The sequence below is a fragment of the Nocardia sp. CDC153 genome (assembly GCF_035818515.1).
Classification (GTDB): Bacteria; Actinomycetota; Actinomycetes; order Mycobacteriales; family Mycobacteriaceae; genus Nocardia.
On record NZ_JAYKYU010000006.1, the window covers coordinates 495,968 to 512,200 of the forward strand.

At 67.6% G+C, this 16,233-nt stretch carries 15 protein-coding genes; 9 read left to right on the forward strand and 6 right to left on the reverse strand.

The window, feature by feature from the left end:
• Window positions 1–5 precede the first annotated feature (5 nt).
• Window positions 6–1,121: a mandelate racemase/muconate lactonizing enzyme family protein gene (locus VMT65_RS32660; RefSeq protein ID WP_326312474.1), complete on the reverse strand. Its 1,116-nt coding sequence runs from the start codon at window positions 1,119–1,121 to the stop codon at window positions 6–8.
• A gap of 125 nt (window positions 1,122–1,246) precedes the next feature.
• Between VMT65_RS32660 and VMT65_RS32665 the strand changes: the two genes are divergently transcribed.
• The 7 genes from VMT65_RS32665 (at window position 1,247) to VMT65_RS32695 (ending at window position 8,027) form a co-directional block, all read left to right on the forward strand.
• Window positions 1,247–1,930 (forward strand): FCD domain-containing protein, encoded by a 684-nt coding sequence (locus VMT65_RS32665; RefSeq protein WP_326312476.1) that lies wholly within the window; start codon window positions 1,247–1,249, stop codon window positions 1,928–1,930.
• A gap of 118 nt (window positions 1,931–2,048) precedes the next feature.
• Window positions 2,049–3,404 carry an MFS transporter gene (locus VMT65_RS32670; RefSeq protein WP_326312477.1) on the forward strand — a complete coding sequence of 452 codons (1,356 nt, stop codon included), beginning with the start codon at window positions 2,049–2,051 and terminating at the stop codon, window positions 3,402–3,404.
• 89 nt (window positions 3,405–3,493) lie between these two features.
• Window positions 3,494–4,216, forward strand: a complete 723-nt coding sequence (locus VMT65_RS32675; protein WP_326312479.1) for a GntR family transcriptional regulator — start codon at window positions 3,494–3,496, stop codon at window positions 4,214–4,216.
• Window positions 4,217–4,340: 124 nt separating this feature from the next.
• Entirely contained in the window at window positions 4,341–4,883 is a 543-nt protein-coding gene (locus tag VMT65_RS32680; RefSeq protein ID WP_326312480.1) for a thiamine pyrophosphate-binding protein, read from the forward strand.
• Between the two features lie 2 nt (window positions 4,884–4,885).
• Window positions 4,886–5,521, forward strand: a complete 636-nt coding sequence (locus tag VMT65_RS32685) for a thiamine pyrophosphate-dependent enzyme (protein WP_326312482.1) — start codon at window positions 4,886–4,888, stop codon at window positions 5,519–5,521.
• On the forward strand, window positions 5,518–6,897 hold the full coding sequence (locus VMT65_RS32690) for an aldehyde dehydrogenase family protein (RefSeq protein WP_326312484.1): 1,380 nt from the start codon (window positions 5,518–5,520) through the stop codon (window positions 6,895–6,897). Before VMT65_RS32685 ends, VMT65_RS32690 begins: the two co-directional genes overlap by 4 nt.
• Entirely contained in the window at window positions 6,894–8,027 is a 1,134-nt protein-coding gene (locus tag VMT65_RS32695; RefSeq protein WP_326312485.1) for a mandelate racemase/muconate lactonizing enzyme family protein, read from the forward strand. Before VMT65_RS32690 ends, VMT65_RS32695 begins: the two co-directional genes overlap by 4 nt.
• A gap of 17 nt (window positions 8,028–8,044) precedes the next feature.
• Here the strand turns inward: VMT65_RS32695 and VMT65_RS32700 are convergent, their stop codons facing one another.
• The 3 genes from VMT65_RS32700 to VMT65_RS32710 form a co-directional block, all read right to left on the reverse strand.
• Window positions 8,045–8,542 carry a hypothetical protein gene (locus VMT65_RS32700; RefSeq protein ID WP_326312487.1) on the reverse strand — a complete coding sequence of 166 codons (498 nt, stop codon included), beginning with the start codon at window positions 8,540–8,542 and terminating at the stop codon, window positions 8,045–8,047.
• 62 nt (window positions 8,543–8,604) lie between these two features.
• Window positions 8,605–10,002, reverse strand: a complete 1,398-nt coding sequence (locus VMT65_RS32705; protein WP_326312489.1) for an MDR family MFS transporter — start codon at window positions 10,000–10,002, stop codon at window positions 8,605–8,607.
• Window positions 10,003–10,026: 24 nt separating this feature from the next.
• Window positions 10,027–10,659 (reverse strand): hemerythrin domain-containing protein, encoded by a 633-nt coding sequence (locus tag VMT65_RS32710; RefSeq protein ID WP_326312490.1) that lies wholly within the window; start codon window positions 10,657–10,659, stop codon window positions 10,027–10,029.
• Window positions 10,660–10,730: 71 nt separating this feature from the next.
• On the opposite strand from VMT65_RS32710, the gene VMT65_RS32715 reads away from it, so the two are divergent.
• Window positions 10,731–11,339 (forward strand): TetR/AcrR family transcriptional regulator, encoded by a 609-nt coding sequence (locus VMT65_RS32715; RefSeq protein ID WP_326312492.1) that lies wholly within the window; start codon window positions 10,731–10,733, stop codon window positions 11,337–11,339.
• On the opposite strand, the gene VMT65_RS32720 is transcribed toward VMT65_RS32715, so the two are convergent.
• On the reverse strand, window positions 11,336–14,353 hold the full coding sequence (locus VMT65_RS32720) for an alpha-mannosidase (protein WP_326312628.1): 3,018 nt from the start codon (window positions 14,351–14,353) through the stop codon (window positions 11,336–11,338). The two genes, VMT65_RS32715 and VMT65_RS32720, sit on opposite strands and share 4 nt — an antisense overlap.
• 106 nt (window positions 14,354–14,459) lie before the next feature.
• Here VMT65_RS32720 and VMT65_RS32725 point away from each other — a divergent pair, with 106 nt between their 5' ends.
• On the forward strand, window positions 14,460–15,071 hold the full coding sequence (locus VMT65_RS32725; protein ID WP_326312494.1) for a TenA family protein: 612 nt from the start codon (window positions 14,460–14,462) through the stop codon (window positions 15,069–15,071).
• On the opposite strand, the gene VMT65_RS32730 is transcribed toward VMT65_RS32725, so the two are convergent.
• On the reverse strand, window positions 15,029–15,694 hold the full coding sequence (locus VMT65_RS32730; protein ID WP_326312495.1) for a respiratory nitrate reductase subunit gamma: 666 nt from the start codon (window positions 15,692–15,694) through the stop codon (window positions 15,029–15,031). The genes VMT65_RS32725 and VMT65_RS32730 overlap by 43 nt on opposite strands.
• Window positions 15,695–16,233 lie beyond the last annotated feature (539 nt).

Consider the following 16,233-nt stretch of genomic DNA (forward strand, 5'->3'; position numbering starts at 1 on the left):
CTTCCTCATTGCCGCGTAACGAGGGTGTCGCGCAGGGCGTCTCGGTCCACGGTCAGGCCGAGGCCGGGGCGATCTGGGACCGCTAGGCGGCCGTTGACCGGGCGGGGTGAATCCGGGAAGAGGAGTTGGCCGACCTGGGCCATGCCGACGTGCCACTCCAGGAGCCAGCCGTTCATGAGGCCGGCGAGGGCGTGGAGGTTGAACAGGGGCCAGCCGCCGCCGTGGGCGAGGGGCAGGTTGTAGATCTGGGCCAGGTGGGCGGCCTTGCGCTGTTCGGTGAAGCCGCCGCAGTAGCAGGCGTTGGGTTGGAGGATGTCGACGGCGCGGCGTTCGACCAGCTCGCGCAGCCGCCAGCGGTGGCCCTCCATCTGCCCGGCGGCGATCGGGATCGAGGTGTGGGCGCGCAGGTCGGCCAGGGCGCGGGCGTCGTTCTGCTGCAATGGTTCCTCGAACCAGGTGAGCCGGTCGTCCTCGATCTCGCGGCACAGCATGGCGGCGTCGACGGGGGTGAGCAGGTAGTTGGCGTCGATCATGAGATCGATGTCGTCGCCGACCGCCGCGCGAATGGCGTGCACCCGGGCGGCGTCCTCGCGCCACCCGCGCTTGTCCACGCCCACAACAGATTTCAGCGCGGTGAACCCCTGGCCCACGTGCAGTTGCGCTGCCGCCGCGAGGGTTTCGCGGTCGTACTGCGGGAATCCGAAGGTCACGTACACCGGCACCTCGGTGCGCGCCCCGCCCAGGAGACTGGCCACCGAGCGCCCGGCGTGCTTGCCCTTGATGTCCCAGAGCGCGATGTCGAGCAGGGACAGCGCACTCGACACCACACCGGTCATGGCACGCGGATTGAGGCTGCCCCAGACCCGCTGGTGCACGGCCTCGATCTCACGCGGGTCCAGGTCGAGAACCGCTGGTAGGAAGTGTCTTTCGAGCGCCACCACGACGGCGTGGGCCAGGAAATGCCCGGTCACGGCGACGCCGGTCAGCCCCTCATCGGTCTCGACCTCGCAGAAGACGAAGTCCTTCTGTTCCTCCCGCCCGTAGCCGCGGACCCGTTCGTCCAGCAGCGGGACCTCGATCGAGGTGGTGTGCACGCTGGCGCGAATGTCCTTGATCCTCATCGCAAAGCCTCCCTCGGCTCCGGCCGCCGGTGGCTCCGGCCGTCCGGTGGACCGAGTGTGCGCTCGACGATTGTCAACTGTCAACGATTTGCAATTGGCAATTCGATCCGGGATACTGCGCCCTCATGGCCCACGACCCGGAGATGTCGGCCCTGCAGCAGCGGCTGGCCGAGCGGCAGGCGAACTCGCTGCCGCAGCTGATCGTCGAAGAGCTGGAACGCATGATCATCGGCGGTGCGCTGAAGGGCGGCGACCGGATCAACGAGTCGTCGCTGGCGCTGCGGCTGGGCGTGAGTCGCGGGCCGGTTCGCGAGGCGTGCCGACAGCTGGAACGCAGTCGACTGGTCGAATTCCGCACCAACCGCGGCATGTTCGTGCGGGAGATCTCGGTCGAGGAGGCCGCGCAGCTCTACGACATTCGCGCCGGCTTGTTCCGGCTCGCGGGCAAGCTGGCCGCCGCGCGCGTGACCGCCCAGGATCTGACTCGGCTGCGGGACAAGGTGAAGGCGCTGACCGCCGCCGAGTCGAGCACCGACGACTACTACCCCGGCAATGTCGATCTTCACCGTGATCTCGTTGCCCTGGCAGGCAACCCGCGCCTGGCCGAACTCTACGACGCGGTCTCCAAGGAGCTGCACCTGTTCCGTCGCCACGGCCTGGAAACCGCTGCGGCCCGGCACATCTCCAATACCCAGCACGCCGAGATCCTCGACTGCCTCGCCGCCGGCGATGTCGAACGCGCGGGCGAGCTGATGGAGGCGCACGTGCTGGCGGGTAAGGAGCGCATGCTCGCCGCCGCGCGGTCCTGAGCCGGTTTCCGGAACCTCTTGTGGGCCGCGTCACAGAATGAGTAGCATGCTACTCATTCTGAAAGGCATGCCACATCTCTGAGTGGTTCGCCTGCTTTGAGGTCCATGTGGAGGAATGATGGACAAAGTCGTACTCAGACCCGAAGATTCGCCGTTCGGCGCGAGCGTCCTACGCAAGGTGACCGTGCGGCTCGTACCCCTACTGGTCGTCGGGTACATCGTCAGCTACGTGGACCGGATCAATATCGGCTTCGCCAAATTCGGCATGGACCAGGCCTTCGGCATGAGCGCCACGCAGTACGGCTTCGTCGCGGGCATCTTCTTCGTCGGCTACATCCTGGCCGAAGTGCCCAGCAATATCGCCATGACCAAGATCGGCGCGCGGGTCTGGCTGAGCCGAATCCTGGTGACCTGGGGCATCATTGCCGCCGCCACCGCCTTCGCACCCAACTTCACCACGGTGTGCGTGCTGCGGTTCCTGCTCGGCGTCGCCGAGGCGGGATTCTTCCCGGGCATCATCGTCTACCTCACCCGCTGGTATCCGAATGCCCAACGCACCAAGGTGATTTCGACCGTCATGGTGGCGATTCCGCTGGCCAGCGTGATCGGCGGACCGCTCAACGGCTGGATTCTGGACGCCTTCGACGGGATGCTCGGACTGTCGGGCTGGCGCTGGGTCTTCGTGGTCGGCGGGGTGCCCGCCATCGTGCTGGGCGTGCTGTTCTTCCTGACCCTCACCGATTCGCCGGAGCGGGCACGCTGGCTCAACGACAGTGAAAGAGCCTGGCTGACAGGGATTCTCGCGCAGGAGGACGCCGAGCGCGCGGTGAGCGCGCCGACCGGGCACTGGGCCGCGCTCAAGGACCGGCGCGTGATCGCGCTGTGCCTGGCCTACTTCCTGCTGCTGTGCGGTGCGTACCCGCTGACCTACTGGATGCCCTCGGTGATCAAGAAGGTCGGTCATGGGCTGAGCAGCTTCCAGGTCGGTTGGCTCTCGGCGGTGCCGTTCCTGCTCGCGGCCATCTGCATGTATCTGACCGGACGGGCCGTGCGCGACGAGCGCTCGTCCAAGCCGGTGCTGATCGCGCTGGCCGTCTCGGTGGTCGCCTTCGTCATCACCGCGGTCGAACTGTCCTTGCCCGCCACCGCGTTCCTGGCCATCACCGTGGCCACCATGGCCGCGCAAACCGCGAAGCCGCTGTTCTGGGCGGTGCCGACCTCGTATCTCGCGGGCGTCGGCGCGGCCAGCGGCATCGCCCTGATCAACTCGATGGGCAATGCCGCGGGCTTCGTGAGCCCGTACGCCTTCGGCTGGATTCAGGACGCCTCGCACGGCAATACCGGCCTGTCGATCGGCGTCATGATCTTCGCGAATGTCGGTGCGCTGCTGGTCCTGGCCGGTTTGGCGGTCCGCGCCCGGGGGCGACGGGTCGCGGTGAGCGGGCGCGAGCCCGTGCCCGGCGTGGGCGCGTAGGCGTTCGCACGGGCACCGATTAGGCTGGGCAATCGCCCGTGGCAAACCGCCGCGGGCGTTCCGTCAGTGCTCGCTCCCGAAGAGGTCTCGTGTCGCAGGATGTGCCGGCAGACAGCAAAGCCGAGGTGATCGCCGAGGAGATTCGCGACGCGATCCGGCAGGGTCGGCTGGAGCGCGGCGTGCTGTACTCCTCGCGCGAGCTCGGCGAAATGTTCGGCGCGTCAAGGACTCCCGTGCGCGAGGCGCTGCTGAAGCTGGCCGATCTGGGTCTGGTGCGCATCGAGCGCAATCGCGGCGCGCGGGTGGTCGGGCAGGACGGGCGCGGCATCGTGGATCTGTGCAGCATGCGAGTGCTGTTGGAACCGCCCGCGTGTCGCAGTGCGGCGGCGGTCATGACCTCCCGCGACGACGAGGCCATGCTCACCGAATACCGGATCATGGAGCGGCTGGCCGACGGCGGCGCGGAGTACTTCGCCGCCGATGAGCGGCTGCACGATCTGATCCTCGCGGCCAGCGGCAACCAACGCCTCGCCAAGACCGTGCGCGAGCTGCGCCAGACGCTGACTCTCGATGGGCGGCACTCGGTTCCGCGCTATCAGCCGGTCGAGACCGCGTTGCGCGACCACTGGGACATCATCGACGCGTTGCGCAAGCGCGACGGGGCCGCGGCCGAGCGGGCCATGCGCAAGCATCTGGTGCGGTCGGGGGATCTGCTGGTCGCGCACTCCAGCGAGAACGATCGCGGCCTGGTGGCCGAGTGGCGGCGCTGGGTGTCGGTCTCGGTGCCCGAGGGCGAGCAGATCGTCTACTGATCCCTGGCTGGCGGCATGCCAGCTAACTTCTATCAACTAGTTGCATGCTACTCACCATCATTAGTATGTTGTGTGTAGTTCTTGAACTGCCACTCGGCAGTTGGTCCCTGTGAAAGGACATGCTGTGGACCCCACTTCGTATGCGGCATCGGTCGCGCGGGGGATCTGGGCGGCGCAGGTCGATCTGGTCGGATACGTTCCCTCGGTCAGTGTCGCGCCCGTCATCTCCGCGCTCGTGGACACCAGCGGTGGCGCGGACGGTCGCTCGCGCACCGTGTTCCCGCTATCCCGGGAGGAGGAGGCGGCCGGTGTGCTGGGCGCACTGCCGTTGACCGGAAAGTTCGGCGCGATCGTCATGCAGGACAACGGTTTCGGCAATGCGCTGACCGCTCTGACCACCTTCAACACCGCCTACCACCTGCCGCTGCTGATCGTGGCGAACACCCGGGGCGGGCTGGGGGAGTACAACTCGATGATCCACACCTTCAGCCAGTACGCGCCCGCGCTGCTGCGCGATCTGGGTCTTCAGGTCTTCGAAATCGACCGGCGCAGTGCGGCTTCCGACTGGGAAGCGGTCGTCACGGAGGCGGGCGTGCACGCGCGCATGACCTTCCGGCCCGCCATCGTGCTCGCCCACTTCTGGAACACCGACGGAAAGGCGGCCTGAGCATGCGGCGAATCGACGCGCTCCGGGTGCTGGCCGAGCACACCGCCGAGCTGCCGGTGGTGGTGACGTGCGCGGCCTCGAGCCGGGAACTGGCGGCCGTGGCGGATCGGCCGAACCATCTGTATCTGTTGGACTCCATGGGCTTGGCCGGGTCGGTGGCGACCGGGATCGCGCTGGGGCTCGCCGAGACCCCGGTGTCGAAGGTGGTCGTCATCGAGGGTGACGGGTCGTTGCTCATGAACCCGAATGTGCTGCCCACGGGCGGGTTTCTGCGCCCGGACAAGGTGGTGATGGTGCTGCTGGACAATGCCGTGTACGGGGCCACCGCGAATCTGCCGACCTACGCCGAGGACATCGACCTCGGCCTGCTCGCCGAGGCGTGCGGGTGGTCGGTGCACCGCGCGTCCGAACCCGAGGAGCTGATCGCGGCGTTCGCGCTCGCGCTGGAGCTGCCCGGTCCGGTGCTGGTGCACGTGCACATCGAGGCGGGCAATGCCTCGGATGTGCCCAAGCTGCTGGAGGATCCGGTCGTCATCGGCCGCCGCTTCCAGGACTGGCTGCGCGCCCGCGTCCCGGCGCCCGCGGACGGCATCACCGCCGCGGACGGTGTCACCACACCCGCGGAGGTGCTGCTGTGATCGGGACCGTCGATCCGACCACCGGACGCACCCTGGACACCTACCGCTTCACCTCCGACCGGGAGCTCGAGCTGCGGCTGCGGCGGGCGCAGAACGCGGTGCGCATCAATGGTGATCGGCCGATTTCCCAGCGGGTCAGGGACTTTCGCGTGCTGGCGGAGCTGTTGCGTTCGCGCCGTGAGGATCTCGCGCTGCTGATCACCGTCGAGATGGGCAAGCCGATCACGCAGGCCTGGGCGGAGATCGACAAGTGCGTGCTGGCCTGCGACTACTACGCGGACCATATGGCCGAGCTGCTCGCCCCGCAGCGGGTGGATGTCGCGCCCGACACCGCGGAGGTCCGATTGCGCCCGCTGGGTGTGCTGCTGGCGGTGATGCCGTGGAATTACCCGTTCTGGCAGGTGATTCGGGCCATGCTGCCCGCCATCGCGGTCGGCAACTCGGTGGTGCTCAAGCACGCCGACAATGTCACCGGATGCGCGAAGGTGCTGCAGTCGCTGTTCGACGAGACCTTCGGCTACGGGGTGCTCACCCACGTGGTGCTGCCGCCGCATCGGGTCGCGCCGCTCATCGAGCATCCGGTGATCGCCGGGGTGGCGTTCACGGGCAGCAATCGGGTGGGCGCGCTGGTGGCGGCGACCGCCGGTCGAGCGGTGAAGAAGTCGGTGCTGGAGCTGGGCGGGTCGGACCCCTTCATCGTGCTCGACGACGCCGACGTATCGGCCGCCGCGGCCGCCGCGGTGCGTTCGCGCTTCCTTAATACCGGACAGAGTTGCATCGCGGCCAAGCGAATCATTGTGCAGCGCGGGGTCTTCGGGGAATTCACCGAGGCCATGGTCACCGAACTGGGCAAGCTGGTCTACGGTGCGCCCACCGAATCGGGCACCGATGTCGGGCCGATGGCGCGGGTCGATCTGCGCGATGAACTGCGGCGGCAACTGGAGGTCACGGTGGCCGCCGGGGCGCGAATCCTGTTCGGCGGCAGGGCCGATCCCCGGCCCGGCGCCTGGTTCCAGCCCACCCTGGTCCAGGTGCGTGACACCTACGCGGCCGCCTTCCGCGAGGAGACGTTCGGCCCGCTGGGCGCGGTCTTGGCGGTGTCGTCCGAGGAGGCCGCGCTGGCCGCGGCCGAGGATTCGGTCTACGGCCTGAGCTGCTCCATCTGGGGTTCGGATCGCGACGCCATCGACCGGCTGGCCCGTCGCCTGCACACCGGTTCGGTCTTCGTGAACCGCATGTCCGAATCCGATCCCCGGCTGCCCGTGGGCGGGGTGAAGGCCAGCGGTTACGGCCGCGAGCTCAGCCACTACGGGGTCACCGAATTCGCCAATGTCCAGACGGTGCGCAGCGCCGCGACCTCCAGGAGCCTCTCGTGACCATCACCAGCATCCGCACCCGCGCGGTGGCCGTCCCGGTCGACAAGCCGACGCGAATGTCCAACCGTGAGTTGAATGTTCGCCACTATCTCCTGGTCGAGGTGGCCGGCGACGACGGCCACACCGGGGTCGGCTACACCTATGCCGGAACCGGCGCGGGTTTGCTGGCCAAACTGGCCGTCGACGATCTGCTCGCGCCGGTCTATCTCGGCGCGGACGAGAACGATGTCGCGGGCCGGTGGGAGCGCGCCTATCAGGAGACCCTGCTGGAAGGTCGGCGCGGCACCGTGATTCGGGCCCTGTCGGCCATCGATATCGCCCTGTGGGATCTGCGCGCGAAACGCGCGGGTCTGCCGCTGGTGAGCTTCCTTGGCGGTGCCACCGCGCCCCTGCCGTCCTATGCCTCGGGTGGCTACTATCGCCCCGACGAGGGCTCGTGGACCGAGGCGGTGGTCCGCGAGATCGAATTCAATGCCTCCCAAGGCTTCACCGACCACAAGATCAAGGTCGGTGGGCTGTCCATCGCCGAGGACGCGCGTCGGGTCGCCGCCGCCATCGAGGCGATCGGTGCGAGCGGTCGACTCTCCCTGGACGCCAATAACGCCTACCGCTCCGTCGCCGAAGCCCGCACCGCCATCGAGGCTTTCGAACGCGCCGCCGGTGACCGCCCGCTGTGGTGGTTCGAGGAGCCCCTCTCACCCGAGGCGATCGCGGGCCACGCCGAACTCTCCCGCACCATCCGCACCCCGGTCGCCACCGGGGAGATCCACCAAACCCGCTGGGAATTCCGGCCTCTCATCGAGGCGGGCATTCCGGTGCTGCAATGCGACGCGGGTGTGGCGGGCGGTGTCACCGAATGGCTGCGTATCGCCCACACCGCGGCCAGTTTCGGCCTGCACATGGCCCCGCACTGGCATCACAACCTGCACGTCCACCTGTGCGGTGCCATTCCCAACGCCTTGGTCGTGGAGTATTTCGCGCTCGAGAAGGGCATCTACAACTTCGAGCGGCTGCTGACCCCGGAATCGCGCCTGCGGTACGCGGACAACCAGGTCCACATCCCCGCCCGTCCCGGTCTCGGCATCGAATTCGACGCCGAGATGGTCAGCAAATACGAACTGATGGGCTGAGATTCGCGAGCCGCCGCCTAGACCGGCAGCAGTTCCCGAATGAGCTTCCAGCGCACCGGGATCGCGCCCTCGGTGCGGAACATGCGCAGCAGCTCCACGGCCGCGTGGTGCGGGGTCGGAGCGAACGGGATGTCCGCCTGCCGCGCCAGCGGTCGATGCGGGTCCGGCAGGGCCATGGGCCGCATGCCGAGGGCGCGGGCGCTCGTCAACGCCGGGGCGGAATTGAGCAGCGCCACCACATTGCGCGGTGCCATACCCAGCGATTCGAGCACGGTCTCCAACAGGTTGGCGGGTGTATCGGCGGGATCGCCGACGACAATGCTGGAGACCGGATCGAACAGCTCGGGCAATAGATCGGTGAGCATCGCCGCATACCTGGCCGGTGCGGTGGTGGCGACCACCACGGGCACGTAGTCGGCAATGACGCGCACCAGCGCCTCCGCACCCGCGACCGGCCGCAACCGGGTCGAATCGATCAAGGTCCCGTCCAGGTCCATCACCACCGCACCGATCACGACACCCTCCTCGAACCCGTATTGCGAGCAATTCGCTCACCAGCCTAGGTCAAAATCGGACATCAGGGGTGGGAGACGGTTCGAGGAAGCAGCAGCGCGGGGATGACCGCGACCGCGCCGATCGCGAGCGCCCACCAGTAGGTGTGGGTGAAGGCGTGGGTCGCGTCGGTGTGGTCGAACGCGCGTTGGAGCAGGACCAGCAGGGCCGCGACGCCGAAGGAGCTGCCCGCACGCAGGCCCACATTGGTAGCGGTTGTGGCGGAGGCGATTTCGGCGTGGCGCAGGGTGCGGTAGCTGACGCCCATGGCCGCGGGCATGATCATGCCGTGTCCGAGGCCGAGGACGAACAGTATTGCCATGATTGCGATGTCGCCGGTGTGCGGTCCGATCCGGGTCAGGGCGAGGATGGCCGCGAGCGCGACGGGGAGGCCGGTGAGGATCGGCAGCCGCGGGGAGAGCTTGTCGCTGAGTTTGCCGGTGAGCACGGTGGTCGCGATCGCGCCCAGCCCGAGCGGTGCGACCATCGCGCCGGACCGCAAGGCGCTGGCGTGGTCGACAGTCTGGAAATTCAAGGGCAGCAAGGCCGTCAGGCCGGACAGGACGCCGATATAGACGAACATCATCGCGTTGACCGCGGCGAAGTTCCGGTCTCGCAGCAATCGGACGTCGACCAGCGCCGACTCACCCCTGCGGCGCGCGTGCACGATGTAGCAGCCGACGAGGACGAGCCCGGTCAGCATGCCGGCGAGGACCCGGAAGTCCGTCACGCGCATCCCGCCGCCCACCTGCGAGGTGCCGTACACCAGTGCGCCCAAACCGGGTGAGAGCAGCATCAATCCGAGGAGATCGAGCCGGGCGCGGTGGTCTCGGACCGGATCGCCCGGCAGCAGCCGAAGCGCGGCGAGCACCGCCATCGCGCACAGCGGGACATTGATGAAGAACATCCACCGCCACGACAGGTGACTCAGGATCAGCCCGCCGACCGCCGGGCCGAGCACCGGGGCGAGCATGGCGGGCACCGCGACCGCGCTCATCACCCGCCCCATGCGCGCGGGTCCGGCGGCGCGGGCCAGCATGGTCTGCCCGATCGGCAGAATCATGCCCGCGCCGAAGCCCTGCAGGACCCGGAACACCACGAGAGCGGTGATGTCCCAGGCGATTCCGCACAGCACCGAGCCGGTGATGAACAGCAGCAGCGAGGCGATCCACATGGTCTTCGGCCCGAATCGCTCGATCGCCCAGCCGGTCAGGGGGATGCTGGCCGACAGTGCCAGGGTGTACCCGGTCAATACCCACTGGATCGTCGTGAGCGGCGTATCGAACCGAGTGCCAAGGGTGTTCACGGCGACGCTGGTGATCGTGGTGTCCAGGATCGTCATGATCGCGCCGAGCACCACCACGATCACGAGCTTGCGCAGGGCCGGGTCGAAGGCGGCCGAAGTGGTTGGAGCTTGCGTCATGTGCGTGGTTCCGTGCTCGGTCGATTACCGCCAGCCCCGGCGAGAGCGCGCGTAGCGGGGCTCGAGGACGTAGCGGTAGAGAAGTCGAATCGGTGTCGGGAGGAAGTCGAGCATCTTGGCCTGCGCCTCGGCGGGTGCGTCGTCGAGTGCCCACGGTAGGTATTCGGTGACGGCGCGAAGTCCATTGCGTTTGCGCATTTCCGTGCCGAACGCGGCCCATCCCGATGCGCCCACGGTGCGGTCGATGAGCGGTAGGGCGGATTGTTCCTCGTGCGTGAAGTGGGTGTCCAGTGCCGCGGCCAGGGCATCCACATCGGCCGCCAGGCCTCGATCGGATCCGGGCGCGGCGATCCCGGATTCGACTGCGGCCAGCAGTTTTTCGATGTCCCCGTGCTCGGCCTCCATCTCGTCGAGGATCGTCAGGTCCGCCGGATCGGTGATCGCGGCGCGGACCAGCGGCCACAGTGCGGCGTCCTCGGTGCTGTGGTGTCGGTCGAGTTGGCGTCGGAAGGTTTCCCATCCGGTGCGCACCGACGGTTCGGTGAGGCGGTTCTCGGCGACGGCGGCCGTGAGTCGGATCAGATCGCGCATGCAGGCGTCGTGCGCCAGATACATCCCGAAGAAATCGATTGTCGTGGTCGGCCTGTGGTTGTTCATGTTCATCCACCACCAAATTTAGTTAGACTGTCTGTATGAATGAATCAGGTTGACGCGGTACTGTCAAGGCCATGAGTCCACGTCAGTACAACCTGGGAAAGCGCACCGCCCAGATCGAACAGAGTCGTAGGCAGGTGCTCGATGCCGCGCGGGCACTGCTCGGTGAGGCCGACGGCTACAACGGGTTCACGCTGGACGCGGTGGCCAAGCGGGCCAATGTGGCCCGGGCGACGGTCTACTACCAGTTCGGGTCGAAAACCGGTCTGCTGGAGGCGGTGTGCGACGATCTGGGTGTCGCCGGTGGGCTGTCGGAGTTGGTCAAGGCCTTCACCAACCCGGAACCGCTGGCCGCGCTGGCGGAATTCATCGCCTGCTTCGCGCGCTTCTGGCAGGCCGACCGGCCCGCCATGCGGCGACTGCGGGCCCTGGCCGCGCTGGACTCGGACGTGCGCGCGGTCATCAGTGCCCGCGACGAGCGCCGCCGCGAGGGTTTGACGGTGCTGTCAGCGCCCTTCGCCGGGAACGACTCGGAGGTGGACGCCGCGCAGCGGGTGCCTATTCTCTTGGCGCTCACCAGTTTCGAGACCTTCGACACCATGGTCGGGCCGGACGGCGATCTGTTCGATGCCGTCCCGGTGGTCACCGGACTCGCGGCTACCGTGCTCGGTGTGGAGGCCTAGGGCCGCGAATCGTGGGTGAAGCGGAGGGTGATGAGCTGGAAGGGGCGCAGGTGCAGGCGGACGGCGCGGCCCTGGGGGATCACCGAATCATCGTCTGGGAGTGGCCTTTCGAGGAGGTCGCAGCGGCGGTGGCCGGTGGTGGGGAACTCGGGGGTGAGCAGGGTCGTGGCGCGGGTGCCGGTGGCTTCGTAGAGGCGGATGATGACGTCGCCGGAGCCGTCGTCGGCGAGTTTGACTGCGCTGGTGACGATGTCGTCGTTGTCGACGACGAACAGCGGGGTGACGGGGTTGGCGACGCCGGGGGTGAAGGGCGGCAGGTTGACGCGGTAGCCCTCACGGACGGCGTCGGTGAGGGTCGCGCCCGGGTGGATGGCGTGGCGGAAGTGGTGGGTGCCCTGGTCGGTTCGGGGGTCGGGGAAGCGGGGTGCGCGCAGCAGGGAGGCGCGCACGGTGATGGTGGTGCCGCCGTCGGGGCGGACGGTGCGGGTGAGATCGTGGCCGTAGGTGGCGTCGTTGAGGATGGCCACGCCCCAATTCGGTTCGCCCACATGCAGAAAACGATGGTTGCAGGCCTCGAACTTGGCCCACTCCCAGCTGGTGTTGGTGTGGGTCGGGCGGTAGAGGTGGCCGAACTGGGTTTCGGCGGCGTAGCGGTCGGCGTGAATGTCCAGGGGGAAGGTGAGTTTGAGGAATTTCTCGGTCTCGTGCCAGTCGACGGTGGTCGCGATCTCGAGGGCGCGGGTGCCGGGGCGCAGGGTGAGGGTTTGCTCCACCTCCGAGGAGCCGAAGGATCGGCCGAGGCGGACCGAGGCGGCGGGGGAGTCGGTCTCGGCGGCCAGGGAGTCGATGGTGGTCAGGTCGGTGACGGTGTCGCGGTAGAACCGGTCGACATCCCAGGCGTCCCAGGAATTGGGGTAATCCTGGTGCAGCTGAAGCAGATTCGCGGCCGCACCCGGCGGCAGTGTCTCGCGGTCGTGTTCGATGTCGTACAGGGAGACGATCAAGCCGCGGGCGTCCACCTCGACTCGCACCAGGCCGTTCTCCAGCACGAACCCGCCCCCGGTGCGCTCGCGCACCGTGCAGGCCGGGCCCGGATCTTCCGGTGCCGCCGCGCCTGCGGGGATACCGCGCCAGGAGTGCGGGGCCGGGTTGAAGACGTTCGGCCCGGACTGCTCGCCGCCGAGCACCCACTGGGCCTGCTCGATGATCGTCGACAGTTCAGCGGCGACCTCGGCGTAGGTCTGCTGCGCCTCCCGGTGCACCCAGGCGATCGAGGATCCGGGCAGGATGTCGTGAAACTGATGCAGCAGCACCGTTTTCCAGAGTCGGTCCAGGTCCTCGGCGGGGTAGGCCGCGCCCTTGCGGACCGTCGCCGTGGCCGCCCACAGTTCGGCCTCGCGCAGCAGATGCTCACTGCGCCGGTTGCCCTGCTTGGTTTTGGCCTGGCTGGTCAAGGTTGCCCGATGCAGCTCCAGATAGAGCTCACCCACCCACACCGCTGGATTCGCGTACTCGGCCTCGGCGGCGGTGAAGAAGTCGGCGGGCTTGTCCCACACCACCGTCGGTGATCCCTCGAGGTTCCGCATGCGGGCGGCCTTGGCCACCATTTCGCGTGTCGTTCCGCCGCCGCCGTCACCCCATCCGGTCGGCGCGAGTGACCTGGTGGCCCGCCCCTTCTCCTTGAAATTCCGTGCCGCATAGGCGATCTCGCGGCCCTGCATGGAGCAGTTGTAGGTGTCGACGGGTGGGAAGTGCGTGAAGATTCGTGTCCCGTCGATTCCCTCCCACAGGAACGTGTGGTGCGGGAACGTATTCGTCTGGCTCCACGAGATCTTCTGCGTCAAAAGCCATTTCGACCCGGCGGCCTTGATGATCTGCGGCAGTCCGGCCGCGAAGCCGAAGGTGTCGGGCAGCCAGGCTTCTTCGTTCTCGATCCCGAATTCCTCGAGAAAGAACCGCTTGCCGTGCACGAACTGTCGCGCCATGGCCTCGGAGCCGGGCATGTTCGTATCGGCTTCGACCCACATGCCACCGGCGGGCACGAACCGTCCCTCGGCGACCGCCGCCTTGACGCGCGCGTACACCTCGGGCCGATGCTGTTTGAGGAAATCGTATTGCGCCGCTTGGGACATCGTGTAGATGAAGTCGGGCTCGTCCTCGAGCAGCGCGGTCATATTCGCCGCGGTCCGTGCCACCTTGCGCACGGTCTCGCGCAGCGGCCACAGCCACGCGGTATCGATGTGGGCGTGCCCGACCGCGGAAATGCGGTGCGCGGACGGGATGGCCGGTTGCGCCAGCACGTCGACCAGACAGGCCCGGGCCGCCGCGGCGGTCGTGTTCACATTCTGCAGGTCGATGGCGTCGAGGGCCCGTTCGATGGCTCGCACGATGTCATAGCGGCGCGCCGGGTCCTCGGGCATCTCGTGCATGAGTTCCCCGAGCACCTCGAGGTCCAGCACCAGCTCCCAGACCTGCTCGTCGAAGACCACGAGATCCATTCGGCCCAACCGGTATTGGGGCTCGTTACCCGCGGTCTCCTTGTCGCCGAGCTCGGTCGGCCCGAAGAACGGGATCACCGGGTTGGACGCCGCCTCGACATGCCACAGCACCTGCTCGCCCCCGACCGCCGGTGCGGCCACTCGCACCCACCGGTTCTGCGGATGCAGCCCCTTCACCGGCGAGCCGTCCGGCCGATAGACGAGGCCCTCACACTGAAATCCGGTCATCCCGGCGTCGAACCCGAGATCGATGATCGCCTCGACGGTCTTTCCCGCCCACTCGTCGGGCACCGTCCCCTCGACCGTCAACCAGCTCGTGCCCCACGGCGCACCCCACCGCGCCCCCGGCTCCACCGGCGTGCGCGCGGCCGCCAAACCCTCGGCGACCGAGACGGGTTCACCCGGGGCGACCCACATCGACGCCCGCAACGGCACCGATTCGGGATAGATCGCCGGGCGTATCCGCCCGAGCACGCGCCCGAGCCTGTCCTCGATCAACCGCCGGTCATCGTGCATAACGGTGGCTCCCATCGGCCGTGGGTGGGTGACCAGCAAACCGTGTCGCGCCGACTCTATCGTGCGCGAATATCGCGAGCGGGAGAGAGTAGGACAGACTGCTCGTATGAGTCTCGCAGCACATCTGGAGCAGCTCGGCCGCCCGCTGGTCGAGGAGCAGCTGGCGCACCCGACCGTGGCGGGGATCGCGAAAGGGGACCTCGCCGAACCGGTGTTCCGCTCCTGGCTGGAACAGGATTATCTGTTCCTGCTCGACTATGTGCGCGTCTTCTCGCGTCTCGCCTGGCAGGCGCCCGCCGCTCATCTCGGCGATCTGGTCGACCTCGCGCATGCCACGTTCCACGACGAGATCTCGCTGCACCGCGGTCTGGCCGCGGAGTTCGGCGCTGATCTCGACGGCGCGGTCAAGGGTGAGCCGTGCGCGAGATACACTGCGTTCCTGCTGGATTCGGCCGCGAACTACGCCGACGGCCTGGCCGCCCTCTACCCCTGCATGTGGGGCTATTCCACCCTCGGCACGATCCTCGCCCAGACCCCACCCGCCGACCCGCGCTACCGGCGCTGGATCGACACCTACGCCGACCCCGGCTTCGCGGCGCTCACCGCCCGCTGCGCCCAGATGCTCGACGAAGCGGGCGGCGACAACGCCGAGGAGCTGTTCCTGACCGGCATGCGTCACGAACTCGCATTCTGGACTGTGCCACTCGGCCACGGGTGACGCAGCGTGCGCAGGATGGGGACGAACAGGATGCCCGCCAGTCGGGTGTAGGGCCAGATGGCGATGATCAGCATGACGATCAGGGCGCGGCATTGATACAGGGCCGGGGCGTGGGCCATGACAGCCGGGTCGGGATGCACGACCATCAGCGACCGCGCCCAGACGAAAAGTGTTTCAGCGGTGCGATATCCGTTGTCGGTGGAATTGGCATCGAAGGTGACCAGGATGGCCGACATGAGCGCCGCGGCCAGCAGCGGCAGCGTCATGCGGTCCAGCGGACTCACGCGCCCGCGGGTGTCGGCGGCGATAAGGGACGGAACCAGAATCAACACCGCACCCGCGACGGTGAGCGGCACACCGACGAGCTGCCCGACAATGAGCACCACCCGAACCCCCGCATCCGGCCGCGAATGCGGCCCGGACGCAAACGCTTCGGCGATCCGAACCGCACAAACCACCGGCAGCCCAACCCGAAACGCCCCGACCCCGACCCGCTGCGCCCCATCAACATGCGTCCCATAAAGAAAGCCCCGAAACCCATCCCGCCGATACCGCCACACATGCCCCACCACACACGAAGCCACAGCCGCATAGGGCAACACCACCCACCACACGCCCATCATCGCCCGTCACCCCACCATTCCGCAGTTTCGTGCGGACCACTGTCCCACGCCCACCCACCCCGCAACAGTGTCGTTTCGTGCCAATCCGTCCCCCCAACCGACAAAGTTCTCCTTTGCGTCGATGGCCGTCCCGGCCTCGACAGCCCAAACGCACCAGATACACAAGCCCCCGACCGTCTAGCCCAAAACCCCACAGCCGATTGATCTTCCAACACGGCGTGCTGCCCGGTTCGCTCAGCGCGCCTCCCGGCAATCCCGGTTTCCCGCGGCTGACGGCACCTGCTCGGGCACTGCACGTCGCTGAGTGGCACACCCTGGAGGGGATTTGTCCGAAACTCCCTCCAGGGTGTGCCACTCGATGATCGGTTGTCGCGCCGTTGGTGGGTTGAGGCAAGCGAACAAGATCTTTCGGCCTAACCGCACACTGTTGCAGCGGAATTAGCGCACTGGCGCTGTGCGGTGGTGCAGGTTGCGAGATTGGTTCAGTGTCCGAAGTTCGGCAGTACACGACGTTCGCGGGCGGACGCCGCGATAGTCCC

Excerpts from the sequence above, each read along its gene's own strand:
- VMT65_RS32670 (WP_326312477.1), top strand. The coding sequence starts at position 2,049 with ATGGACAAAGTCGTACTCAGACCCGAAGATTCGCCGTTCGGCGCGAGC.
- VMT65_RS32725 (WP_326312494.1), top strand. The coding sequence starts at position 14,460 with ATGAGTCTCGCAGCACATCTGGAGCAGCTCGGCCGCCCGCTGGTCGAG.
- VMT65_RS32660 (WP_326312474.1), bottom strand. The coding sequence starts at position 1,121 with ATGAGGATCAAGGACATTCGCGCCAGCGTGCACACCACCTCGATCGAG.
- VMT65_RS32705 (WP_326312489.1), bottom strand. The coding sequence starts at position 10,002 with ATGACGCAAGCTCCAACCACTTCGGCCGCCTTCGACCCGGCCCTGCGC.
- VMT65_RS32710 (WP_326312490.1), bottom strand. The coding sequence starts at position 10,659 with ATGAACAACCACAGGCCGACCACGACAATCGATTTCTTCGGGATGTAT.
- VMT65_RS32685 (WP_326312482.1), top strand. The coding sequence starts at position 4,886 with ATGCGGCGAATCGACGCGCTCCGGGTGCTGGCCGAGCACACCGCCGAG.
- VMT65_RS32665 (WP_326312476.1), top strand. The coding sequence starts at position 1,247 with ATGGCCCACGACCCGGAGATGTCGGCCCTGCAGCAGCGGCTGGCCGAG.
- VMT65_RS32730 (WP_326312495.1), bottom strand. The coding sequence starts at position 15,694 with ATGATGGGCGTGTGGTGGGTGGTGTTGCCCTATGCGGCTGTGGCTTCG.
- VMT65_RS32715 (WP_326312492.1), top strand. The coding sequence starts at position 10,731 with ATGAGTCCACGTCAGTACAACCTGGGAAAGCGCACCGCCCAGATCGAA.
- VMT65_RS32720 (WP_326312628.1), bottom strand. The coding sequence starts at position 14,353 with ATGCACGATGACCGGCGGTTGATCGAGGACAGGCTCGGGCGCGTGCTC.